This window comes from Flavicella sp. IMCC45668 (assembly GCF_057219105.1).
The window spans coordinates 2290034-2314514 of the sequence record NZ_CM170114.1; the positions used below are offsets into that span (position 1 = coordinate 2290034).

A 24481-nucleotide genomic window follows, 5' to 3' on the forward strand; every position below is an offset into this window, starting at 1 on the left:
ATTTGGAGGGACGTAAATTTAAATCTTCTCGATTCTTTTTCTAAGAATCTGGGTAAAGTGGCAAATACCGCTTAACCATTTAAGTTTACACATATTAGTTTTAATAAAAACAAATTATTCTGGACCATTGGTGTAGAATAAAAAGGAATACTTTGTCTTTACAACAACAAAGACAAAGAAAGTAAACATAACAAAATCAAAAACTTAACTCAAACAATATGAAAGTAAAAGGACTCAGATGGTGGGTAATTGCATTGATCGCTCTAGCCACCGTAATCAATTACATTGACAGGCAGGCTCTTGTTGTTTTATGGCCAAGTATTTCAGAAGATTTATATCCGGATAAAACAATGACGGAGAGAAAAGAGATCTATGCATTGATCTCTGTAGTTTTCATGTTCTCTTATGCATTTGGGCAATCAATATTTGGAAAAATATTTGACAAACTAGGAACAAGAATTGGATTTGTATTATCTATTGGATTCTGGTCAATATCAACGGCATTACATGCTTTAGCAAGTGGGGTCTTAAGTTTTGCTTTTTTCAGATCTATCTTAGGTATCTCAGAAGCAGGGAACTGGCCTGGTGCTGCAAAAGGAAATGCTGAATGGTTTCCAGCAACAGAAAGAGCTTTTGCACAAGGGTTGTTTAACTCAGGGGCTGCTATTGGCGGAATCGTTGCCATACCAACCATCGCATTTTTAACAGTCTACTTTAGTTGGCAAATGATTTTCATTATCATTGGTCTTGTTGGTTTGTTATGGTTAGTACCGTGGTTAATTATTGTTAAAGCACCACCAAAAAAACATCCTTGGCTAACTGAAATTGAAAGAGAATATATTTTATCTGGTCAAGAAGAAACGGCAGAATCAAAAGAAACAACAGAAGAATACAACCCTGAAGTTAAAGAACTACTAGGTCGTAAACAAAGCTGGGGGGTTATCATCGCATCTGCAGCAATAGACCCGATATGGTGGCTATTTGTATTTTGGATTCCAATTTACTTATCGGAAGTATATAACATGGATGTCAAAGCCATAGGAATATACGGATGGGTCCCTTATGTAGGAGCTATGTTAGGAGCTTGGTTTGGTGGATTATTAGCTCAAAACCGATTAAAATCGGGATGGGATGTAAACAAAACTAGAAAAATGGTAATTACACTTGGTTGTTTAATTATGCTACCTGCATTATTGGCACTATCCAATCCAGGTTCTCCAGTAGCAGCAGTATTGATCATGGCCGCAGTACTTTTTGGATTTCAAACTGCTATTGGAAATGTACAAACCCTGCCAAGTGATTTATATGGACAGAAAACAGTTGGTACGCTTTCAGGTTTCTCAGGAACAGCGGCAAAACTAACAGGAGCTGGACTAGTAGCTCTTGTACCAATGCTCACTACAGGTGGAAATTATACTCCTGCCTTTGTGATTGGTGCATCTCTTGCCTTTATTGTAATGGCCAGTGTATGGGTGCTAATTCCAAAAGTAGAACCATTGAAAAAAAAGAAATAAAATCGAATAAAATTTAACACACACATAAACAAACATAATTATGAGCAAAACAGAAGGAAAAGTAGCAGTTATTACTGGAGCTACGGGAGGAATAGGATTTCAAGTAGCTAAAAGATTAGGAAAAGATGGTTATACCGTTGTATTAAACGGTATCGATGATGAAGCTGGTGTAAAAAGAGTTGAAGAACTTGCCGCAGAAGGAATTACAGCAGAATATTACGGATTTGATGTAACGAAAGACGAAGTTGTTACAGAGAACATCACAAAAATTGGAGAAAAATATGGTCGTATTGACGTGCTTGTAAACAATGCAGGTGGACTTGGAGGAAGATCTCGTTTTGAAGAAATGACAACTGAATTTTACAGATTTGTAATGGCTTTAAATCTTGATTCAACTTTCTTTGCTTCAAGGGCAGCTATACCATTTCTTAAAAAAGGAGAAAATGCAACTATCATCAACTATACGTCTAACGCTGGATGGAATGCTGGTGGACCAGGTGCTGGAATCTATGGTACTTCAAAAGCAGGTGTACACGCAATTACTAGAGCGTTAGCAAAAGACTTAGCTGAATATGGTATTCGTGTAAATGCAGTTTCTCCAGGAACTATTGATACTCCATTTCATGCACAGATCAAATCTACAAAACCAGAAGTTTTCGCTTCTTGGAAAAATAACATTATGTTAGGTAGATTAGGTCAACCTGAAGAAGTTGCTTCTGTAGTATCTTTCTTAGCAAGTGATGATGCAGCATTTATTACAGCTGAAACTATCCAAATTGGTGGTGGTCAAGCTTTAGGTATCTAATAAACCTCTGATTCAATGCAAAACATAAAAGATCAGTTTCATGATCTTTTATGTTTTCATAATCTAGTAAATATCAAGTATTCCAATAAATATTTATCACTATTTATAAGATAGAAACTAATTTATGGACATAAATTTACTCGATTAAAAAAAAATTAAACATGAAACAATCAATTGCAATTATTTGTGGTGGTGGTCCAGCTCCAGGAATCAACACAGTTATTAGTACGCTTGCAAAAACTTTTATCAAAGATGGTTATGATGTACTTGGTGTACATCATGGTTACAAAGGATTATTCTCTGAAGAACCTGCCATAAAAAAATTCAATTTTCATAGAGCAGATAGAATTTATAGTAGAGGTGGTTCCACTCTTATCATGAGTAGGCATAAACCCAAGGACTCTGAATTTAAACCTGACTTTTTCGAAAAGCACAATGTTAAATTATTAGTTACCATAGGGGGTGATGATACGGCATCAACCGGAAGTCGACTTTCTAAATATTTAGAAACTCAAAAATTAGATGTGGCACATATTCATGTTCCCAAAACTATTGATAATGATTTACCATTGCCAGATAGAAATCCAACTTTTGGTTTCCATACCGCTAAGGATGAAGGAGTCAGAATTGGTAACACAGTTTATGAAGACGCTCGAACTAGTGAAAATTGGTTCGTTGTTTCTGCAATGGGTAGATCAGCAGGACATCTAGCATTTGGAATAGCCTCTGCTTGTCACTTTCCAATGATGATCATACCTGAAATGTTTAATAAAACCAAAATCACATTTGATAAAATTATCAATATGATTATTTCCTCTATTATTAAGAGTAAAATTAGAGGTATCGAATATGGTGTGGTGATGGTAAGTGAGGGGGTTTTCCATTTTATGGATGAAGAAGAGATTCTTGATTCAGGAATTAACTTCACCTACGATGATCATGGTCACCCTGAGCTTGGAAATGTAAGTAAATCGCACATTTTTAATTATCTTTTACAAACCAAATTAAAAGAAATTAATTTAGATATTAAATCTAGACCTGTTGAAATTGGATATGAATTGCGTTGTTCAAATCCTATTGCTTTTGACCTTACATTATGTACCCTATTAGGAATTGGTGTAAAAAAATTGTTTGACGAAGGAAACACTGGTTGTATCGTAAGTGCAAACTCTAGAGGAGATGTAACCCCTCTTTATCTTAAAGATTTTGAGGATGAAAATGGAAAAGTACCTCCAAGACTAGTAGATATTGATTCAGAAATGGCTCAATTATTTATTAATCATTTAATTTATATCAGAGAACGTGATTACGAGGAGGCAAAAAAATATATAGATAATCCAGAAGACTATGATGTCAAAAAAATATTGAACTGGATTTAGTAACTTAAAAAATTTAATTCCCATGTTTAAACATTTATTTCTATCCGTAGTTTTTCTTGTTACTGTTGCTTGTGCAACAAATTCAAAAGAGCAATCTATTCTTGTTAAAGATAATGCTGAACTTAAAACTGCCATTGAAAACGCTCTACCCGGTGCTAATATTATCATGCAAAATGGTATTTGGAAAAATGTAGAAATTGTTTTTACGGGAAATGGTACAGCACAACAACCAATATCAATTAAAGCAGAAACTCCAGGAAAGGTATTTATTGAAGGTATTTCTAGTTTGTCATTGGCAGGAAATTATTTACATGTGGAAGGATTGTTTTTTCGCAAAGGATATGCACCTAAAAAAAATGTAATTGCCTTTAGAGTTAGCGAAAATGAAGTTGCTAATAATTGTAGCATCACAGATTGTGTCATCCTAGATTTTAACAAACCGGAAAGAGATCAAGATGATTTGTGGGTTCAATTTTATGGAAGACATAATAGCCTAAAGAATTGTTATCTCGCAGGGAAAACAAATGGTGGACCGACACTACGCGTTGATTTAAAAGGAAACCAAAGCATTAATAACTACCATCAAATAGTTAACAATCATTTTGGACCGAGACCAAGAAAAGGTGGTGCTAGAGGAGAAACTATTCAACTTGGTAGTAGTTTTACCTCAATGTGTCCTAGTTACACAACTATAGCAAATAATCTTTTTGAAGAATGTAATGGTGAAGTTGAAATCATCTCTAGCAAAACCAACTTTAATAAAATAACTAATAATGTATTTTATAAAAGTGAAGGTTCTGTTGTTACCAGACATGGTAATTATTGCAGTATAGATGGAAATTATTTTATTGGGGATGGAATCAATAAAAATTTTGGCGGAATCAGGATTGTAAATACGGGTCACTGGATTACAAATAATTATTTTTTCAACATCATCGGAGAGAATTTCCGTAGTCCTTTAGCTGTTATGAATGGAATTCCTAAATCACCATTAAATAGATACAATCAAGTTACAGATGTTGTTGTTGCCTACAACACTTATGTAAATTGCAAATCACCTTGGCAATTTGGAGTTGGAACGAACATTGCACAAAAAGATGTATTACCCAAATCTGAAATTCGTTCTGCTAGACCTCTAAGAACTGTGGTAGCCAACAATGTTATTTACAGTGAAAAAGGAGACCCTCAACCTATCATAGAGCATGATAAAGCAGATGGGGTTACCTTTAAAAATAACCTCATCAATAACAACGGTGTCGATTATAAGCATTCGGATCAAATTGAAAAATCTAATTTTCAACTTACAAAGGCAGCCGAATATTTATACTTTCCTAAGGTACAAGGAAACACTATTTATAATGGATTTGGTTTTGAAACCATTAAAACAGATCTTTTAGGCAATTCAAGAGCCTCTAAAAATTCAATTGGAGCAACCGTTTCTTATGAAACAAAAGTACCTTCTATTTTGGATAAATCATTATATGGTACTACATGGTATTCTAATATAGTACCACAAACAAAACCAAACCTTGTACAAGTTTCACCTAAGGAACTTTCTAATAAAATAAGCGCAGCCAAGCCAGGCGATATTTTAATTTTAGAACCAGGGAATTATTCCATTTCGAAATCACTTGAAATTTCAAAGAAAATCACCATAAAGGCCAAAACAGAAAACACCGTTACTATCAAGTATTCCGGTTCGGCGAACAGTCCGCTCTTTGAATTACATCCCTACGGAAATCTGATTATTGAAAATATTTCTTTAGCAGGTAACCAAACACAACAGGCGTTCTCTAACCTTAAGAAAAATATGTCTAACCATTATGGCTTAACTGTTATAGGATGTTCAGTTCAAAACTTCAACTATATCTTAAAAGCTTATAAACAAACTTTTGCCGAAGAAATTGTTTTCAAGGACAGTAAATTTATCGATTGTACCAATGGAATAGAACTATCTGAAGAAACTAATGACCGTGGTGATTATAACGTTGAATTTTTAACCATTAACAATTGTCAATTTCATAATGTTCAGCAAAACGTTGTTGATTATTATAGAGGTGGCTATGATGAATCTACCATCGGAGGAAACCTAATGATAAGTAACTCAATTTTTTCTAATTGCGGATCTAAAGAAAAAAACAAGATTCTTTTAAACACCAGAGGAATTGTTAATGTAAGAATTGAAAATAATCTATTTAAAAATAATAAAATTGACTTGATTGCTTTATTGTGGGGTGCAAAAAACAATACCGAAGGAGACAATAAAATAGTTAATTCAGGAAAATTTCATACCGAAGAAAATCTGGCTCAAAAACTAATGTATTAAACAAAAAAGCCTGAGAAAGTTTTTACTTCCTCAGGCTATATAAATGCATACAGTATCTCTATTTAATAATAGAAGTACTTGCCAATTCAATTTCAGTTCCCTTTATAAGTTTACTTGTTACACGGCTTTTATCCTCTTGAACTTTTAAGACAAATAATAAAATAAAAAGGACAAAAGTTACAGCTATTGCTACAACATTTTCATTGGGTTTTTTGAACAATTCAATTTTCATAACTTACAATTTACAATTCATACATACAAGAGAAATTAATCACCTGCAACTTCACAACGTGTCAAACAGTTGCTACTGAAAAAATAGTTTCGTAAATCATTAGGGGGTGTAAATATACAAAAAAATATACATATGTTAAGTTATTTACAAAATTTTAACGTCAGACACGTTAATTTCGCCCTTTCTCGTCAGGGTACAATTTGTATACTGCATCACTCTGCCAGAATTCTTTCGTATCCACATCCATTATTGTAAGTGCATTTTTATGGGCTGCACCGGTATCAACATTCCATACGTTTGCTGCATTTACAGGTGTGTCTTTGCCAATTCTAGAAAGTGCCGTGTGGCCGATAAATATTTCTTTGTAGTGAGACAAACGCTTAGGATAAAATTGATCACCCTTTTTCAAAGTCTTATCCATGGCTAAAACCATTTCCCACAAAGATCTATCCCAATAAAACATTCTATCAAAATATTCATGCGCAACACCATTATGATTCGTAAAACCAGCATGTACAAACAATCTATCTTGATCATCTAGATAATAATCCCGTAAATTTTCTAAAAAATGAATATGTATACTTCTAAAGTTATAAGGTATCTTTTCATAGGCAGCTACCGTGGATTGCCCGCCATGAATGAGCCAAGTTTCATTACTTTCTCCATGCTTCAACCATCGATAACAAAGATCATCGTGATTCCCTCTCATGAATATACAATTATGACTTTCCTTTAGTTGAATCAAATAATTAATCACTTCAGGTGATTGACTCCACCCATCCACATAGTCACCTAAAAAAATAAGCAAATCATTTTCTTTGACTTTTGCTCTTTCCAATACTTGAATCAAAGCTTTTAAAGCACCATGTATATCTCCAATAACTAAAGTTCTTCCTGATAAATTCATAGGCTCAAATCTAAAATAATTCTTTAAAACAACCACATAATTCTTTCGAAGATAACACAAGTTTTACAATCAAATAAATTTGTAGGAGCTCAGAAAACTCGTTAATTTTGAATCCCTAAAACCGAATGATGCGCAAACTAAAAAACAGTGAACTTAACAGACTAGAAGTGGATGAATTCAAACAAACTGAAAAAATTCCGTTGGTAGTTATCTTAGACAATATTAGAAGTCTAAATAATATTGGTTCTGTTTTTAGAACAAGTGATGCGTTTGTTGTTGAGAAAATTTATTTATGTGGGATCACTGCAACACCTCCTAATAAGGACATCCATAAAACGGCTTTAGGAGCCACAGAAACAGTTGCATGGGAGTATGTAGAAAACACGATAGAGGTTGTTCATAAATTACAATCAGAGGGCTATACAGTGGCTTCTATTGAGCAAGCAGATAATGCTACTATGTTAGAAAATTTTGAGATTTCAATAGATAACAAATATGCTATTGTAATGGGGAACGAAGTCAAAGGAGTACAACAAGAAGTTGTTTCTGCTTCTGATCATTGCATTGAAATACCACAATTTGGTACGAAACATTCCTTGAATATTTCTGTAACCACTGGAATTGTGTTATGGAAATTTTTGGAAAAACTAAGATTAAAAGCCTAGCATAAACTTGGCAATCATAAAATAAATTAAAATTCCAAAAATATCGTTACTGGTGGTTATAAACGGACCGGTTGCAAGTGCGGGATCAATACCATTTCTATCTAAAAGAATCGGAATAAAAGTTCCAATAACGGCTGCTATCGTAATAACGATCATCAAGGCTAATGCAATCACAAACGTAATGGTGCTATTATCTATTTGAAAAAAACCATAAATAGATACTAGTAGCGCTAAAGCTAAACCATTTAGCAGAGTAAGTCCCACTTCCTTTAACAATCTACTTACCACGCTACCCTTAATGTTATTATTGGCCAAACCTTGCACCATAATAGCACTTGATTGAACCCCAACATTTCCAGCCATTGCGGCAATCAACGGAGTAAAGAAAAATAGTTTCGGATAATTTTTTAATGCCTCTTCAAATCCCCCCATAATCGAGCCTGCTCCCAAACCTCCTAACAGTCCTAGTACAAGCCATGGTAGCCTTGCTTTTGTCAGTTGTAAGATACTATCATCCGCTTCAACATCTTCCGTAATACCGGCTGCCATTTGATAATCCTTATCTGCCTCATCCCTAATTACATCTACAACATCATCTAAGGTAATTTGTCCTATTAATCTGTTCATTTCATCCACCACGGGAACCACAAACAAATCATACTTCTGCATAGTTTTGGCAACATCTTCATCATTTTCATCAGCTCTTACAAAAGTGATTTTCGGATTGAAAACATCCTTTACAGGAGTTTTTGTTGAAGTGGTCAATAAACTTTTTAAAGAAAGCCTACCTTTCAGAACATCATTATCATCCACCACATAAATAGTGTGTACTTTATCATAATCCTCGGCCTGCTTTCGCATTTCTTTCACACATCGAAGATTGGTCCAGTTTTCATTAACCTTAATCAACTCCTTCCCCATCAGCCCTCCAGCAGTATCCTCGTCATAACGCAAAAGATCCACAATATCTTTGGCATGCTCTACATCCTCTAACTGAGAAATCACCTCATTTTTTTGCTCATCAGGTAACTCACCAATAATATCGGCTGCATCATCAGAATCCAGTTCTCCTATTTCCTTCGCAATCTCTTCTGAAGACAACTCTTGTAAGATTTTCTCACGAGTATCTTCATCCAATTCCGTAAGAATATCGGCTGTTTTTTCTGTATCCAACAAACGGATAATAAACACGGCTTCATCAAAACTTAGCTCTTCTAAAACCTCAGCTAAATCAGCATGATGCATCTCTTCAAAAAGGGAAGACAATGCTAGATTATCTCCTTTTCCTATAAGCTCTTTAACATCACTTAAAAAATCCTTATTAATTTCAATGGGTGTCATTCTCTATCAATGAAGTAAGATTAATAAATGCTTCTACAGACAATTGTTCTGGTCTCTTGGTAAATAATTCTGAATCTCTTAATGATTCGGATAAATTTAAAGCTTTTAAACTACTTCTCAGCATTTTTCTTCTTTGACCAAAAGCAGTTTTCACAACTCTAAAAAACATTTTCTCGTCAACTGGTAAGGTAAAATTTTCCTTTCGGATCATTCTAATCACACCAGAATCTACTTTTGGAGGTGGATTAAAAACTGTGGGAGGTACAGTAAACAAATACTCAACATCATAAAATGCTTGGGCAAGTACAGATAATATACCATATTTCTTACTTCCTTCTTTTTCTGCTATTCTTTCCGCTACTTCTTTTTGAAACATCCCTGAAAATTCAGGAATTTGATTCCTAAACTCTAAGGTTTTGAAAACTATCTGCGTAGAAATATTATATGGAAAGTTACCAACTATCGCGAACTGTCCTTCAAAAAAATCAGACAAGTTCATTTTTAAAAAATCCTGAGAAATAATTCTAGGTGCTAATTTCAAATAAGTGTTTTGCAAATATTCAACAGACTCAGTATCTATTTCAACAACATGAGTTGTATAGTTTTTTTCTAACAAATACTTTGTCATTACTCCCATTCCGGGACCAATTTCTAAAACAGTGTCATATCCTTTCTCTGTAAGACTATTTGCAATATCACTAGCAAATTTTTCATCTTTCAAAAAATGTTGTCCTAAATGTTTTTTGGCTCTTACTGTCATTACGTTTTCGTATTTGGCGCACATTTGCTTAGAACATTAGTTACAGGCAAATAACAATTAAATTTTAATTTTTTGATGCGAACTGCTTATCGATCAATTTCATTTCGGTTTCAAAAAAAACAAATTTCCCAGCATATTTTGCGTTCATTTTGTTTTTTAGATTCACAGAATCTTCAGCATAAAATGCTTCAAGAGCTTCTTTTGTTTCTACCGTATATTGTACGCTATAAGTAACACCTCCCATTTCTTCCTCTACCAAAACTTTACACATTTTTGCAGAGATAAATTTTCCGGTTTCTAAAGTCTCAGGAATGTGAGTTTCTTGCATCCACAATAACCACTCTTGCTCACAATCACCTTCAATATTTGTAGTAATATTATATACGTACATCTTCTAATTTCTTTTATTTTTTCAGAGTTCAAAGATAGTTAGAATAATATTGCTACCCAATTTACTGCTACTCCAGTTTTTATGACAAAAAAAATATGACTTTTCCTTGTTAACATAAAAAAATAGTATTTCTTCGCATCTATAAAACTTTATAAAGCTATGAACTTAAGTAATTTTGGAATTACACCGACACGTGTAAAAATTTTTATTGGGATCGGAATACTTGCTATTGCCATTGTATCCTTCAACCCTTTCAGCAATAATGATGCTGGGGAAAGACAAGTTGTTCAAACCTTATCTGGTGACTTAGATGTTCGTTTTACACCTGGTCTATATTTTAGTGGATTCTTTTCAAAGGTTACAACATACCCAAATAACGTTACAATTCAAGTAAGCAGTCGAGAACATATCTCTCCTGATGCCGATTATCATATGTTGCCTCACATGGGGACCTTTTCTGAAGGAGATGCGGCCACCTTGAGCCACACAACAAAATGGGATTTGCCCAGTGATAAATCGAAAATGATTGATTTGCACAAAACATATACCAATATTAACAATTTAATGACAACAACCTTGTTAATGTATCAGAAGCAAATTGCCTCTTATAGTACTCAGCGTATGAGCTCAGAAGCTCACTATTCTGGTGGTCAATCACAACTAAATGAATATTTCCAAGATCAATTAAGAAATGGACAAGTATTATTGATTACTGAAACTAAAACGCGGCTATTAGAAGATGGATCTACTAAAACCTACATTCAAGTTCAAGAAAAGTTGGATGAAAACGGAAATATAAAGAGAAGTGTTTCAGATATTCAAGAATATGGAATCGTAGCTTCGTTTGCCTCAATTGATGAAGTGATTTATGATGACAGAATTTATGAAAAACTTAAAGCAAAAATTGATGCTGCTTCTGATGAAGCAACTGCGAAACAAGAGCTAATAACTGCTCAACAAGAAGCACTTACAGAAAAAGCTAAAGGTGAAAAGTTAATTGCGAAAACTAAAGCAACCGAAGAAGCAGATGAGTTACAAGAGGTAATTAGAGCCAGAAAAGCAAAACTCGTTGCAGCGGAAAACTTAGAACAAGCAAAACTAGATGCCGCTGCTAAATTAGTATTAAAAGAAGCTGAAGCCAAAGGAGATAAACTTAAAGTGGCTGCTGGTTTAACCCCCTTAGAGGCTGCCAGTATTGAAATGGAAACAAGAATTGGTGTTGCTAGAGAACTAGCAAAAGCAAATGTACCAAATATTGTCATTGGTGGAGGAAGCGATGGAGCCAACCCAATGGAAGCCGTTGGAATCAAATATCTAATGGATATTAACGATAAATTATCAAAAAGAAAATAAACAACTTTTTACAACACATAAAAAAAGCCCTTTACAAGTTGTAAAGGGCTTTTTCGTATTACTTTATTTTTTAATTGATCATATCAAAACCTGTATAAGGAACCAATACTTCTGGTATTTTTATCCCTTCAGGAGTTTGATTATTCTCTAACAAAGAAGCCAAAACTCTTGGTAATGCCAAAGCACTTCCGTTTAAAGTATGTGCCAATTGCTTTTTCCCTTCTTCATTTTTGTATCTCAATTTCAAACGATTTGCCTGAAATGTTTCAAAATTCGAAACAGAACTAATTTCTAACCATTTTCCTTGTGACGTTGAGTAGGCTTCAAAGTCATATGTCAATGCTGATGTAAAACCTAAATCTCCTCCGCATAGTTTTAAAATTCTATATGGCAATCCTAGATCACGCAACAAACCTTGCACATGCTCAACCATACCATCCAATGCTTTGTATGAATTCTCTGGCTTTTCTATTCTAACAATTTCTACTTTATCAAACTGATGCAATCTATTCAAACCACGAACATGTGCTCCATAAGACCCTGCTTCTCTTCTAAAACATGGAGAATATGCTGTATTTAAAACAGGAAATTCCTCTGATTTTAAAATCACATCTCTATAAATATTCGTCACAGGAACCTCCCCTGTAGGAATCAAATACAAATCATCTTTAGCATCATGATACATTTGTCCTTCTTTATCCGGTAATTGACCCGTTGCAATACCAGAAGTTTCATTTACCAAATAAGGAGGCTGAACTTCTTGGTATCCAGCTTCTGAATTTTTATCCAAAAAGTAGTTAATCAACGCACGTTGCAATCTAGCTCCTTTACCCTTATACACAGGAAAACCAGCCGCTGTAATTTTATTACCCAATTCAAAATCGATAATATCATATTTCTTAACAAGTTCCCAATGCGGTAAAGCTCCTTCATGAAGCGTTGGAATTTCTCCTTCTTCAAAAACAGTTTCATTATCTTCCTCACTAGTTCCGGTAGGTACTATTCCATTAGGAATATTCGGAATTGTATATAGCAATTCTTGCAAAGAAACATTTACAGCTGCTAGCTTGTCTGTCAATGCTTTTGACTCTTCTTTTAAAGCACCTGTTTTTTCTTTTAATGCATTTGCTTTTTGAGGCTCACCAGACTTAAATAAAATTCCAATTTCCTTGGATATTTTATTAGACTCAGCCAAAATGGCATCCAATGCTGCTTGTGTAGATTTCCTATCTTCATCTGCCTGTAATACAGCATCTATAGTACTTTCAGCATTTTTAAAGTTACGTTTTGCCAATCCGGCTAATACCGTTTCTTTATTGTCTTTTATGTAGTGAACTTGTAACATTTTATCATCTATTTTAAAAAGGCAAATTTATAAAAATAGATTTTCAAAAAGCCCATAAAAACAGAATAGTTTAAGCTATACTACAGAGTGCTACTCTTCATAGAGTACAGCTCTTAATTTTCTATCAGTTCTAATGATTTTTTTTTATCCAAAGCAAGTTGCTCCTTTAAAGCTTCAATTGATTGAAATTTTTGTTCTTCTCTTAAAAACTCAATTAATTCAATCTGCAAATTTTGCTCATATAAGTCACCTTCAAAATCAAAAAAATGAGTTTCTATAGTTTGAGACTCTCCCTGAACGGTTGGCCTCACGCCAATATTCATCATCCCGTAAAACTCCTGTTGATTGATTATAGACTTTACCAAATAAACTCCTTTTTTGGGAATGAGTTTGTAAGATTCCTTAATCTCTAAATTAGCTGTTGGATACCCTATAGTATTCCCCAACCTTTTACCGGAGACAACTTTTCCTGAAAGCGTAAAACAATGTCCTAAATATTTTGATACTTTTTGTATTTCTCCTTCGGCCAAAGCTCTTCGGATTTTGGTAGAGCTAACAGAAATTGCATTGATATCTTGTGCTGGAATTTCTTGTACTAAAAAATCGTACATCTCTCCATACTCTTCTAATTGTTCAAAATCACCTTCTCTATTTCTACCAAAACGATGATCATACCCTATAACCAGCTGCGCAGTATTTAAATGATTTACTAAAATATCCCTCACAAAATCAAAAGCAGTTAATCTAGAGAAATCTTTATCAAAAGGATGAATGATTAAATAATCTAATCCTGTTTTTTCTAAAATTTCAATACGCTCTTCAATAGTATTGATCAACTTAATACTATTATCTTTTTGCAGCACCATTCTAGGGTGAGGAAAAAAAGTAAGCAATACAGAATTGGCATTATTTTTTTTCGCCGTTGCTACCAACTGAGCTATAATTTCTTGATGACCAATATGCACACCATCAAAAGTCCCAATGGTTACAATAGATTTTTTGGTTTCGGTAAAATTCTTGTAATTTTCAATTACTTTCAACGGGACAAAATTAAATTTTAGTACAGCTGCAAATTTACACCCATTTTTTATTTAACTTCAAAAATCCTCCTTTTTTTTAAAAATTCAATGAGGTTTTAACAATTAGAATTCAACTTCTATCAATTTTATCTACAACTCTAATTTATTTTAAATAAGTTTGTGATACAAGCACTTTTTTATGGACAATATTACTAATCAACTCAAATACTTTATTTTACTGTCTTTTTTTGCAACCTCGTTCGGGTTTTCTCAAAATGAAGATTTATGGACAGAAGAATCCTCTACAAGTCTATTATTGTTTCAAAAAAATGCAAAAATCACACAATTAGAAAAAGAAAAAATTTACAGACTGGATATAGATCGTTTAAAAACGCTTCTAAAAAACACAAAGCTTGCGAAGAAAATAAATAAATCCAATCTAGAAATTCCTTTCCCTAATAAACAAGGAGCACTTACAACATATACCATTACAGAAGTTTCAACCTTGGCTCCAGAACTTCAAAAAAAATATCCAAATATAAAATCTTACTTAGGAGTCTCAAAAAACACTCCCAACAACACCATTAGATTTAGTGTAAGTAATATTGGATTGCACTCTATGAAATTAAGAGAAAATGGAAATACTGAATTTATTGACCCCTATACTAAAGATGCGTTAACTTATAAAGTGTATGACAAAAGCGATATTGATTTTGACAACATGAATTATGAGTGTAAAGTAACTGATGAAGCTACCTCCATTGCTAAAAACAAAAAAAACACCGAACAAAAAACAAGTACCAATGATGGTAAATCAAGAATTTTCAGACTAGCGCTATCTTGTACTGGTGAATATGCTCAATACCACTTGACAGACCAAGGAATTCCAGTTTCTGCAACAGACACAGAAAAGAAAGAAGCCGTTCTTGCTGCCATGAATGTTTCCATGACACGGATCAACGGAGTTTTTGAAAAAGAACTTGCACTAACCATGCAATTGGTTGAAAACAATGACGATTTGATTTTTCTAGACCCAGAAACAGATGGATACACGAGTTCTGATGACTTTAAAATGTTAGAAGAAGTTCAAAGCAAATGTGATGTTATTATTGGTTCTGCTAATTATGATATCGGACATTTATTCAATACCGGGTTTTCTGGCTTAGCTGAATTAGCATCTCCATGTACTAGTAAAAAAGCACAAGGTGTTTCCGGTAGAACCCCTGCTAAAGGAGATTCTTTTGATATTGATTTTGTAGCGCATGAAATGGGACATCAATTTGGAGCAACACATACATTTAATAATTCTTGTGGTGGTAATATTTCTAATAGCAGCTCCGTAGAACCCGGAAGTGGATCAACTATCATGGGGTATGCAGGTATTTGTAGCCCTAATGTGCAAAGTAACAGCAATGACTATTTTCATGGAATTAGTTTAGAACAGATGTATAACAATATTGTATTAGGAAACAGCACTTGTGCCCAACAGAATGACATTACAGAAGCAGCACCTACCGCAAATGCAGGATTAAATTACAACATCCCTGCTTCCACTCCATTTGTACTAACAGGTACAGGAACTTCTGGTACAGGAGCGCTTCATTATACTTGGGAGCAAATGGATAAAGAAACTGCGCAAATGCCTCCTCAAGCAGACAGCAGCACGGGTCCTTTATTTAGGTCTTTAGTAGGAAGTACTACTGCTGAAAGATATTTCCCGGCTATAGAAACTGTTTTAACAGGTAGCACAGGTACAACCTGGGAACAGCTCCCTTCTGTTTCTAGAAATTTAAAATTCAGATTGACTACAAGAGATAATGGATCTCCCTATGGTCAATTTGATACCGATGACATAACAATCACTGTAGAAAACACAAACGCATCTTTTGCGGTTACTTCTCACACCACTTCAGAAACTCTTTACGCTGGTGAATCTACTAATGTTACCTGGGAAGTGGCAGACACTAATTTAACGCCAATTAATGCGGATTTTGTAAACATCCTAATTTCAGAAGACGGAGGAATGACATTTCCAATTACAGCAGCTTCCAACGTATTGAACAATGGAAGTCATAATATTATTATCCCTCAGGTTTCTACATCAAATGCAAGAATAAAAGTAGAAGCTGTTGATAATATTTTCTATAACATCAATGCCACAGACCTCATAATAGAATCTTCCAAGTTTATCATGAGTCTTACAGAAAGTTCTACAAAAACTTGTGCGCCAAACGATGCCGTATATTCTTTTGAATACAATACATTCCAAGGTTTTAATGAAACAACCACTTTTTCAATGTCCAATCTACCAGAAGGAACTTCTGCTACATTTTCTCCAGAAACAGCGACTACAGATGGCACTATGGTTGAAGTGACTATATCAAATACATCCAACGAACTCGTCGGAACCTACCAACCACAGCTTACGGGTACTGCAACTACAGAGACCAATACAGTAGAATTATCACTTACAATTGATACTGAGATCACCACAGTTCCTTATTTACAATACCCTCAGAACAATATTACTAGCTTAGAAACAGCGATAGAGTTTACCTGGAACACAGAAACGCAATTCAACGCTTACTATATTGAAATAGCTACAGATTTAGACTTCACCAATATTATTGAGTCTAGCAACACCGATTTAAAAAAATATGCTGCAAACAACCTAGTTGAAAACAACACTTATTATTGGAGAGTAAGAGAGACCAACAGCTGTAACACGGGTACTTTTTCTCAAATTTATAAATTTACCACCGGAACTATTGAAGAATTTAATTTCACCAATAATAAAACCATATCTATTCCTGATAATACTCCAGATGGAATCACCTCAGAAATAAATATTACCGACAATATTTACATATCAGAAGTTCTTGTTACGATTGATATATCACACACTTATGTGGGCGATCTTGAGATTTATTTAACAAATCCTGATAACGAAAAGGTATTACTTGTAACACATAGTGACGACGAAGGAACCAACTATGATAATACTATTTTTAACGACAATGCCTCGATTTCAATAACTCAAGGAACCGCTCCATACACAGGCTCTTATAGACCTCTGGAACCTCTATCTTTATTTTCAAAAAAACAAAGTCTAGGGATCTGGACCTTAAGTATCTCCGACAATGCCGCTGATGATGAAGGAACTTTAAACGATTGGAAAATAACAATCAATGGAATTGACCAAAATGCATTAAGCTCAGGAAACTTCCCTGAGGATGATTCTCCTGCTGCCGTTAAAGCATTTTCTCCTAATGGAGACGGAATCAATGATTATTGGACCATAGAAAACATAAACACAACAAATTTTGAGCATCCAACCTTACCAAACGCAAATGTGAGAATATTTAATTTACAAGGACAAATAATATTCTCTTCCAGCAATTACAAAAATGATTGGGATGGAACAGGAAACAACGGTTCTAAACTTCCTATTGGGACCTATATTTATGAGATTAGCTTTTCTGATCCAAAGTACAAAACACAAAAAGGTTGGCTTTATCTGAAATACTAAACACCTGATTTAAACGTATTCAAACGACAAGGAATATGATTGGTTAGTTTTTTTTTGTGAAAAAAAATTGTATTTTCATAGAAACTAACCAACTATATACCTATGAAAAACCATTTATTGATTATTTCGTTCGTTCTTTTTAGTGCTGTTTCATTTGCTCAAACAACCATTTCGGGTAAAGTAATTGATTCAAAAACAAATGAACCTATCCCAGGAGCCAGTGTCACAATAAAAGGCACTACAATCGGAACTTCTACCGATTTTGATGGAAATTTTACTTTAGAAACAAGTAAAACACCACCTTTTATACTACAAGCAAGTAGTGTTGGTTTTAACAAAGAGACTAAAACCATTAATGCTAGCAACCAATCAATCAATTTTAACCTGCACGAAGGAACTGTTCTTGATGAAGTAGTTGTTTCTGCTTCCAGGACACCTGAGAGAATTTTTGAATCTCCGGTGACTATTGAGAGAATGGGAATCAAAGAGATCCAAAACACTTCTTCGGCATCTTACTACGACGGACTTGAAAACTTGAAAGGAGTTGATGTCAATACAAGTAGTTTGACTTTTAAATCGGTTAATACAAGAGGGTTTGCTGCTTTCTCAAATACACGTTTCTTACAACTGGTAGACGGAATGGATAATGCCTCTCCTGCTTTGAACTTCCCTGTAGGAAATTTATTGGGAATTTCTGAGTTAGACATACAAGGTGTTGAATTGCTTCCAGGTGCTTCTTCTGCCTTATACGGAGCCAATGCCTTTAACGGTATCTTATTTATGAATAGTAAAAACCCTTTTGACCACGAAGGAGTGAGTGCTTATTTAAAATCTGGTGTAACCATTCAAGAAGCCAACGGAACCAATGAATTTATAGATGCCGGTGTAAGAGTTGCGAAAAAGTTCAACGATAAATTTGCTGCAAAAGCAACGCTTTCCTTTTTAGACGGAACTGACTGGGCTGCTACGGATTACAAACAATATGTTGACCAGGGAGCAGGGAAACCAGATCAAATAATCCCAGAAATAACAGGTCCTGCATTTGACCAGGCAAATGTATATGGTGATGAAGTTCAAGCAAATATCAACGAAGTTGCACAAGTTTTAGAGTCTCAAGGACTAATTCCAGGTGGTGCTTCAAATTTAGTACCATCAGAAGATGTGAGTAGAACAGGTTATAGAGAAACAGATTTAACCGACTATAAGGCAAGAAGTTTCAAAGCGGATGTTGGACTGTATTACAGACCTACGGGTGGCGATTTAGAAATAAGCTACAATGGTAAATATGGTACCGGTAATACGGTATACCAAGGAGCCAATAGGTACTACCTTAAAAACTTTGTGATGCAACAGCATAAATTAGAGGTACGTAACAATCATTTCTTTTGGAGAGCGTATATGACCGCAGAAGATGCCGGAGATTCGTATGACATGTTTTTTACCGGGGTAAACATGAACAAAGGAAATGCAGAGCCTTGGTTTGGAACTTATACCGGAGCATATTTACAAGCAGTTCAAGGGGGAGCAACTTCTGAGCAAGCCCATGGTATTGCAAGAACATCTGCTGATGCACTTTTAACCCCTCAACCAGGAACTCCTGAATTTGAGGAATTATTCAACAAAACAATTTCTGACGGAGATTTAAATACTGGATCAAAATTTGTAGATAAATCAAAAATCTACCATTCAGATATCAATTACAACTTTAAAGACAAAATTTCTTTCGCAGAAATCCAATTGGGAGGATCGGCAAGAAGGTATTCCTTAAACTCTAGCGGTACTATCTTTACGGATGCAGATGGTCCAATCGACTATGATGAATTTGGAGCTTATGTACAGGGTCAAAAATGGCTGGCAGAAGAAAAACTGAAACTAACCGCCTCTGTACGTTATGATAAATCACAAAATTTTGATGGATTTTTCTCTCCTAGAGTATCGTTGGTTTACAATGCCGATGAAGCAAAAAAACACAATTTCAGAATCTCATACCAAACTGGATTTAGAAACCCAACCACACAAGATCAATATATTGGACTTGATTTAGGACGCGCGATTCTAGTGGGATCTGCACCAGACAATTTAGATCGATATGAATCTAGACCTAAAGAAGTTAGTGATAAAGGGGCAGCTCTTCCAGGAGTACCAGACTCTGTAACTCTTTCCGGTCGCGACGCCTATGAAAACTCATTCACACTAAATTCCTTAACTATCTTTGGTGACGAAGTAGAAAAAACGGTTATCGAAAGCGGTGGGGCAATTACACCTGAACAAGCAGCTGCACTTCATGCAGGATTATTAGAACAATCACAAGTCGACTTTGTCAAACCAGAACAAGTAACTGCTTTTGAATTGGGATACCGTGGTGTTGTAAAAAAATGGGTAATCGACTTTAGTACTTATTATAATATATACAAAAACTTCATTGGGAATAAAACTGTTGTAACTCCATTTTATGGAGATGTTTCTACAATAGATCCAGATAACGTCGCTACTGACCCAAATACACAATATTTATTAGCCGCTATTGGAAACGAGGATTACCAAGCATTTCAAACCTATACCAATTCCAAAGCAGACATCTCTTCTTACGGAGCCGCAATTGGTTTGAGTACAAAAGTTTTTGGAAACTATGATCTAGGTTTCAATTATACTTGGGCTAAATTTGATTTTGACCAAAGCACGGATCCAGATTATGAAGCAGGGTTTAACACCCCAGAACATAAGGTAAAGGTTTCTTTCGGAAACAATAACATTGGACATAATGTTGGATTCAGATTGGATGCTAGATGGAACGATGCCTATTTATGGGAATCTACCTTTATAGACGCTATATTACCAGCAAGAACTACGGTGGATGCTCAGGTAACATATGCAATGCCAAAAATTAAATCTGTTTTAAAAATTGGAGCAGCCAATTTATTAGGACATGAATACCAAAGTGCTCCTGGAGCGGGTACCATAGGAAGTCAAGTTTATGCATCTTGGACGGTTCGAGGATTCTAAAAACAAGCAGAAAAACAAGCAGAAAAAACCACCTTCAAAACAAGGTGGTTTTTTATTGCAAAAATGATTTCAAAAAAAACCGAAATTCTTTTTGAATAAAACCAACGCAGCAAACATTTGAAAGAAGTCTAAATCTTCAATAGATCACTAAATACAAGGCCATTAGGCATTCCATTTAACTTTATGAAAATCCTTTAAAAAAAAATACTTTTTGGGACTATAAAAAACCCAAAAACATATTTTTATTTCAAATTAAAACTTCTATATTTGCACCCTGAAAAACGAGGTAAAACTCACATAGAAAAATAGAACTAACAATTAATAGTTACAACAATGTCTAAATTAACAGGTAAAGTTGCTCAAATTATTGGACCAGTAATTGATGTCGCATTTACAACAGGAGAAGGTCTTCCAAAAATTTTCGATTCATTAGAAATCGCAAGGGATAACGGATCTAAACTAGTTTTAGAGGTAGAACAGCACATCGGTGAAGATACTGTAAGATGTATCGCAATGGATTCAACAGATGGTTTGAGTAGAGGTGTAGAAGCAGTTGCTACTGGAAGCCCAATTAAAGTGCCAGTAGGTGATAACATCTACGGTCGTTTATTCAATGTAAATGGAGATCCTATTGATGGGTTACAATCTTTACCAAAGGACGGAGACAAGGGAATGTCTATTCACCGTGATGCTCCTAAATTTGAAGACTTGTCTGTATCTACAGAAGTTTTATTTACAGGAATTAAAGTAATTGACTTAATTGAGCCTTACTCAAAAGGAGGTAAAATTGGATTATTTGGTGGAGCCGGAGTAGGTAAAACTGTATTGATCCAAGAGTTGATCAACAATATTGCAAAAGGACATGGTGGACTTTCTGTATTCGCAGGAGTAGGAGAAAGAACACGTGAAGGAAATGACTTGATGCGTGAAATGATTGAAGCTGGAATTATCCAATACGGAGAAGAATTTGAGCATTCAATGGAAGAAGGTGGATGGGATCTTGAAAAGATCGACCACGAGAAAATGAAAGATTCTAAAGTAACTTTCGTATTCGGACAAATGAATGAGCCACCTGGAGCACGTGCACGTGTTGCCTTATCTGGTTTGACTATTGCTGAATATTTCCGTGATGGAGCTGGAGACCCTACACAAGGTAAAGATGTATTATTCTTCGTAGATAACATTTTCCGTTTTACACAAGCAGGATCTGAGGTATCTGCCTTATTAGGACGTATGCCTTCTGCCGTAGGTTACCAACCAACATTGGCAACTGAGATGGGAGCTATGCAAGAGCGTATTACTTCTACAAAAACTGGTTCTATTACATCTGTACAAGCGGTATACGTACCAGCGGATGATTTAACGGATCCAGCACCGGCAACTACATTTGCCCATTTAGATGCAACTACGGTATTATCTCGTAAGATTTCTGAGTTAGGTATTTACCCAGCGGTAGATCCATTGGATTCTACTTCTCGTATCTTAACAGAAGAGATTTTAGGAAAAGAACACTATGAGTGTGCTCAAAATGTAAAAGAATTATTACAACGTTACAAAGAATTGCAAGATATTATTGCGATCTTAGGTATGGAGGAATTATCTGAAGATGATAAATTAATCGTACACAGAGCACGTCGTGCACAACGTTTCTTATCTCAACCTTTCCATGTTGCTGAGCAATTTACAGGAATCCCAGGTGTATTGGTAGATATCAAAGACACTATCAAAGGATTTAACATGATTATGAATGGTGAATTAGACAAATACCCTGAAGCTGCATTTAACCTAAGAGGTTCTATCCAAGACGCAATTGACGCTGGAGAGAAAATGTTAGCTGAAGCTTAAAAATAAGTTTTGAGTTCTTAGTTTGAATTTTGAGTTTTTAACAACCCAAATTAAAAACTAAGAACTAAAAACGAAAAACTAAAGAAAATATGTTTTTAGAAATAGTATCACCAGAAGCTACGATTTTTAGCGACCAAGTTGACTCTGTATCTGTTCCAGGTGTAGATGGTAACTTTCAAATGTTAGAAAATCACGCTGCAATTGTATCTGTTTTACAAGAAGGAATTGTAAAAGTTCACGTTCATACTAAGGAGCATTTAGAATTTGACCAATTAAGTGGTCTTTTTGAAACTCATATAGATGATGATAAAATTCTTACACTAAAGATTACTTCAGGTACTGTTGAAATGAAAGACAACAAAGTAGTTATCTTAGTAGACTAATTACTTTTCAAATAATAAAAAAACTCCGAGTATTAATTTACTCGGAGTTTTTTTTGTTTATACCTTAACCAAGCGCTGTTTCGCCATGGTTTTATTAAAACTATCCTTTATTGCTAAAATATAATGTCCTGCTTTAAAATTACGCATGTCAATCGAAGGCAAAATATTAATCCCAAAATCAAAATCGTAAGGCATCGTAAAAGTTACAGCTCCCGAGATATTATATAATACTAAATAACCTCTGTAAGACATCTTACTATCGTATTTCAACACAAAATTTTCTTGAACCGGATTTGGATAAACGGTCATTTGATTTTTCGGTACCTGAATGCGATCTGTACTCAAAGCCTTTTGACTTGCTCCAATAAGATCTAATTTTTTATCTCCATCATATTCAGAAAATTCAGTTCCAGCAATTACATCACTTGAGGCCCCGAGGAAATCTCCTATTAAGGTTGTAAACACTTGCCTATAATCATGCTGCATCTGACCTTCGTCAAAATGCTTCACTATCGAAGAAAGATCTAAATTGGTTCCAGTAACACCCGGATTCACAGCACTACCTATCACAAACATAGGCCCTAAATTTCCATGATCCGTACCAAAATTCCCATTTTCTAAAGGCTTTCTACCAAACTCGGTAAATGTAGCAGAAACAACCTTTTCATCAATCCCCATAGCCTCTATATCATCATGAAATGCCTTTACTGAATCACCCAATTCTTTTAACAAATTGGCATGAGTTCCCGTATGACTTGCTCCACCTTCAACCTGATCAGCATGCGTATCATAACCACCAGCAGTCACCAAAAATATTTTTGTTTTAGAACCTCCTTTGATCATTCTGGCAACTGTTTTCAACTGATTTGCCAAATCGTAATCTGGATATGAGATATTACTATTGCTACCCGCATCAAACACCTCACTTATCCTTTGTGAATAAGCATTAGTAGCTCGCTCGGTTTGTGAAATAAAACTCATATTGTCTCCAAACTCTGAATTTGGAATACTACTTGGTTCCGGATTTCCTATATTCGAAATTACACTATAATAACCGGAAACATCTTGACCCGTTAAATTCACATCCACTTTATGCTCATTTTCTGAATGAAAACCTAATGATGGCTTTTTACTTCCTAATTGAATTCCTAACGGATCACTATAATCTTGATAATTATATCCTGAATGCAAATAACGAGCCATCCAACCAGAGGTTTTGTTCGCATTTTCAACCGTTCCATCTCCCCCATTCAACATCAACGCACGTGCAGCAAAATGTGATTTATTAATTACTGGATACCCAACACTATTGATCACATTTAACTTACCTGCATCATATAAACTTTTAAAGCCTGTTAACGCAGGATGTAAAAGCATTTGATCTTCTAAAGGCAGTGTGCTATCTAAATTAATAGCAGCATTGACACCAGAATTGGCTAACTTTAAAGTAGGTCGTAAATTTGCATAATCGTCGTATTGATCCAACGGAATCAAGGTATTCAATCCATCATTACCTCCTAACAACTGAATCATCACTAAAGATCTTCCTTCAATGATGGCTGCCGGGATATTATTTAATAGTGCAGTTTTGGAAAACGCACTTACTTTGTGGCCATTTAAAATTAATGCACTTGCAGAACTTAAAGCCGATAGTTGTAAAAATTTTCTTCTTTTCATGTTCTGA

18 protein-coding genes are annotated in these 24481 nt (G+C 34.9%); 10 read left to right on the plus strand and 8 right to left on the minus strand.

Features of this window, described 5'->3' with window-relative positions; all coding sequences use genetic code 11:
* Positions 1-218: 218 nt before the first annotated feature.
* From AC2DZ0_RS09475 to AC2DZ0_RS09490, 4 genes are all read left to right on the plus strand, one after another.
* On the plus strand, positions 219-1514 hold the full coding sequence (locus AC2DZ0_RS09475) for an MFS transporter (RefSeq protein WP_484641478.1): 1296 nt from the start codon (positions 219-221) through the stop codon (positions 1512-1514).
* 40 nt (positions 1515-1554) lie between these two features.
* Positions 1555-2319, plus strand: a complete 765-nt coding sequence (locus AC2DZ0_RS09480) for an SDR family NAD(P)-dependent oxidoreductase (RefSeq protein ID WP_300325496.1) — start codon at positions 1555-1557, stop codon at positions 2317-2319.
* A 161-nt stretch (positions 2320-2480) separates the two neighbouring features.
* Positions 2481-3698 (plus strand): 6-phosphofructokinase, encoded by a 1218-nt coding sequence (locus AC2DZ0_RS09485; RefSeq protein ID WP_484641480.1) that lies wholly within the window; start codon positions 2481-2483, stop codon positions 3696-3698.
* Between the two features lie 22 nt (positions 3699-3720).
* On the plus strand, positions 3721-6024 hold the full coding sequence (locus tag AC2DZ0_RS09490) for a chondroitinase-B domain-containing protein (RefSeq protein WP_484641481.1): 2304 nt from the start codon (positions 3721-3723) through the stop codon (positions 6022-6024).
* Between the two features lie 58 nt (positions 6025-6082).
* On the opposite strand, the gene AC2DZ0_RS09495 is transcribed toward AC2DZ0_RS09490, so the two are convergent.
* Positions 6083-6256, minus strand: a complete 174-nt coding sequence (locus tag AC2DZ0_RS09495; protein ID WP_484489818.1) for a hypothetical protein — start codon at positions 6254-6256, stop codon at positions 6083-6085.
* A 169-nt stretch (positions 6257-6425) separates the two neighbouring features.
* Complete coding sequence (locus AC2DZ0_RS09500) at positions 6426-7163, minus strand: metallophosphoesterase family protein (protein WP_484641482.1); 738 nt, start codon at positions 7161-7163, stop codon at positions 6426-6428.
* Between the two features lie 128 nt (positions 7164-7291).
* On the opposite strand from AC2DZ0_RS09500, the gene AC2DZ0_RS09505 reads away from it, so the two are divergent.
* Entirely contained in the window at positions 7292-7828 is a 537-nt protein-coding gene (locus AC2DZ0_RS09505; protein ID WP_484641483.1) for an RNA methyltransferase, read from the plus strand.
* On the opposite strand, the gene mgtE is transcribed toward AC2DZ0_RS09505, so the two are convergent.
* From mgtE to AC2DZ0_RS09520, 3 genes are all read right to left on the minus strand, one after another.
* A complete protein-coding gene (mgtE, locus tag AC2DZ0_RS09510; protein ID WP_484489820.1) occupies positions 7817-9169 on the minus strand; it encodes a magnesium transporter in 1353 nt (450 codons plus the stop codon). The genes AC2DZ0_RS09505 and mgtE overlap by 12 nt on opposite strands.
* Positions 9156-9929, minus strand: a complete 774-nt coding sequence (gene rsmA / locus AC2DZ0_RS09515) for a 16S rRNA (adenine(1518)-N(6)/adenine(1519)-N(6))-dimethyltransferase RsmA (protein ID WP_484489821.1) — start codon at positions 9927-9929, stop codon at positions 9156-9158. Before rsmA ends, mgtE begins: the two co-directional genes overlap by 14 nt.
* Before the next feature lie 64 nt (positions 9930-9993).
* Positions 9994-10320: a DUF4286 family protein gene (locus tag AC2DZ0_RS09520; protein WP_484641485.1), complete on the minus strand. Its 327-nt coding sequence runs from the start codon at positions 10318-10320 to the stop codon at positions 9994-9996.
* A gap of 159 nt (positions 10321-10479) precedes the next feature.
* On the opposite strand from AC2DZ0_RS09520, the gene AC2DZ0_RS09525 reads away from it, so the two are divergent.
* On the plus strand, positions 10480-11673 hold the full coding sequence (locus AC2DZ0_RS09525) for a hypothetical protein (RefSeq protein WP_484641486.1): 1194 nt from the start codon (positions 10480-10482) through the stop codon (positions 11671-11673).
* Between the two features lie 70 nt (positions 11674-11743).
* Here the strand turns inward: AC2DZ0_RS09525 and serS are convergent, their stop codons facing one another.
* Positions 11744-13018 carry a serine--tRNA ligase gene (gene serS, locus AC2DZ0_RS09530; RefSeq protein ID WP_484641487.1) on the minus strand — a complete coding sequence of 425 codons (1275 nt, stop codon included), beginning with the start codon at positions 13016-13018 and terminating at the stop codon, positions 11744-11746.
* A 113-nt stretch (positions 13019-13131) separates the two neighbouring features.
* A complete protein-coding gene (locus tag AC2DZ0_RS09535) occupies positions 13132-14058 on the minus strand; it encodes a bifunctional riboflavin kinase/FAD synthetase (RefSeq protein ID WP_484641488.1) in 927 nt (308 codons plus the stop codon).
* A gap of 178 nt (positions 14059-14236) precedes the next feature.
* Here AC2DZ0_RS09535 and AC2DZ0_RS09540 point away from each other — a divergent pair, with 178 nt between their 5' ends.
* The 4 genes from AC2DZ0_RS09540 to AC2DZ0_RS09555 all read left to right on the plus strand — a co-directional run bounded on the left by AC2DZ0_RS09540 (position 14237) and on the right by AC2DZ0_RS09555 (position 22797).
* Positions 14237-17566: a reprolysin-like metallopeptidase gene (locus AC2DZ0_RS09540; RefSeq protein WP_484641489.1), complete on the plus strand. Its 3330-nt coding sequence runs from the start codon at positions 14237-14239 to the stop codon at positions 17564-17566.
* A gap of 102 nt (positions 17567-17668) precedes the next feature.
* Positions 17669-20569, plus strand: coding sequence for a TonB-dependent receptor (locus AC2DZ0_RS09545; RefSeq protein ID WP_484641491.1), 2901 nt, complete (start codon positions 17669-17671; stop codon positions 20567-20569).
* Between the two features lie 333 nt (positions 20570-20902).
* Positions 20903-22414, plus strand: coding sequence for a F0F1 ATP synthase subunit beta (atpD, locus tag AC2DZ0_RS09550; protein WP_484641492.1), 1512 nt, complete (start codon positions 20903-20905; stop codon positions 22412-22414).
* A gap of 89 nt (positions 22415-22503) precedes the next feature.
* Positions 22504-22797 carry a F0F1 ATP synthase subunit delta/epsilon gene (locus AC2DZ0_RS09555; RefSeq protein ID WP_484641493.1) on the plus strand — a complete coding sequence of 98 codons (294 nt, stop codon included), beginning with the start codon at positions 22504-22506 and terminating at the stop codon, positions 22795-22797.
* 57 nt (positions 22798-22854) lie between these two features.
* On the opposite strand, the gene AC2DZ0_RS09560 is transcribed toward AC2DZ0_RS09555, so the two are convergent.
* Positions 22855-24474 (minus strand): DUF1501 domain-containing protein, encoded by a 1620-nt coding sequence (locus AC2DZ0_RS09560; protein ID WP_484641495.1) that lies wholly within the window; start codon positions 24472-24474, stop codon positions 22855-22857.
* Positions 24475-24481: the final 7 nt, after the last annotated feature.

What these genes read in the sequence shown, in the direction of transcription:
- AC2DZ0_RS09475 (WP_484641478.1), top strand. Translation starts at nt 219, where the DNA reads ATGAAAGTAAAAGGACTCAGATGGTGGGTAATTGCATTGATCGCTCTA.
- AC2DZ0_RS09490 (WP_484641481.1), top strand. Translation starts at nt 3,721, where the DNA reads ATGTTTAAACATTTATTTCTATCCGTAGTTTTTCTTGTTACTGTTGCT.
- serS (WP_484641487.1), bottom strand. Translation starts at nt 13,018, where the DNA reads ATGTTACAAGTTCACTACATAAAAGACAATAAAGAAACGGTATTAGCC.
- rsmA (WP_484489821.1), bottom strand. Translation starts at nt 9,929, where the DNA reads ATGACAGTAAGAGCCAAAAAACATTTAGGACAACATTTTTTGAAAGAT.
- AC2DZ0_RS09485 (WP_484641480.1), top strand. Translation starts at nt 2,481, where the DNA reads ATGAAACAATCAATTGCAATTATTTGTGGTGGTGGTCCAGCTCCAGGA.
- mgtE (WP_484489820.1), bottom strand. Translation starts at nt 9,169, where the DNA reads ATGACACCCATTGAAATTAATAAGGATTTTTTAAGTGATGTTAAAGAG.
- AC2DZ0_RS09555 (WP_484641493.1), top strand. Translation starts at nt 22,504, where the DNA reads ATGTTTTTAGAAATAGTATCACCAGAAGCTACGATTTTTAGCGACCAA.
- AC2DZ0_RS09500 (WP_484641482.1), bottom strand. Translation starts at nt 7,163, where the DNA reads ATGAATTTATCAGGAAGAACTTTAGTTATTGGAGATATACATGGTGCT.
- atpD (WP_484641492.1), top strand. Translation starts at nt 20,903, where the DNA reads ATGTCTAAATTAACAGGTAAAGTTGCTCAAATTATTGGACCAGTAATT.
- AC2DZ0_RS09505 (WP_484641483.1), top strand. Translation starts at nt 7,292, where the DNA reads ATGCGCAAACTAAAAAACAGTGAACTTAACAGACTAGAAGTGGATGAA.
- AC2DZ0_RS09540 (WP_484641489.1), top strand. Translation starts at nt 14,237, where the DNA reads ATGGACAATATTACTAATCAACTCAAATACTTTATTTTACTGTCTTTT.
- AC2DZ0_RS09480 (WP_300325496.1), top strand. Translation starts at nt 1,555, where the DNA reads ATGAGCAAAACAGAAGGAAAAGTAGCAGTTATTACTGGAGCTACGGGA.
- AC2DZ0_RS09525 (WP_484641486.1), top strand. Translation starts at nt 10,480, where the DNA reads ATGAACTTAAGTAATTTTGGAATTACACCGACACGTGTAAAAATTTTT.
- AC2DZ0_RS09520 (WP_484641485.1), bottom strand. Translation starts at nt 10,320, where the DNA reads ATGTACGTATATAATATTACTACAAATATTGAAGGTGATTGTGAGCAA.
- AC2DZ0_RS09495 (WP_484489818.1), bottom strand. Translation starts at nt 6,256, where the DNA reads ATGAAAATTGAATTGTTCAAAAAACCCAATGAAAATGTTGTAGCAATA.
- AC2DZ0_RS09545 (WP_484641491.1), top strand. Translation starts at nt 17,669, where the DNA reads ATGAAAAACCATTTATTGATTATTTCGTTCGTTCTTTTTAGTGCTGTT.
- AC2DZ0_RS09560 (WP_484641495.1), bottom strand. Translation starts at nt 24,474, where the DNA reads ATGAAAAGAAGAAAATTTTTACAACTATCGGCTTTAAGTTCTGCAAGT.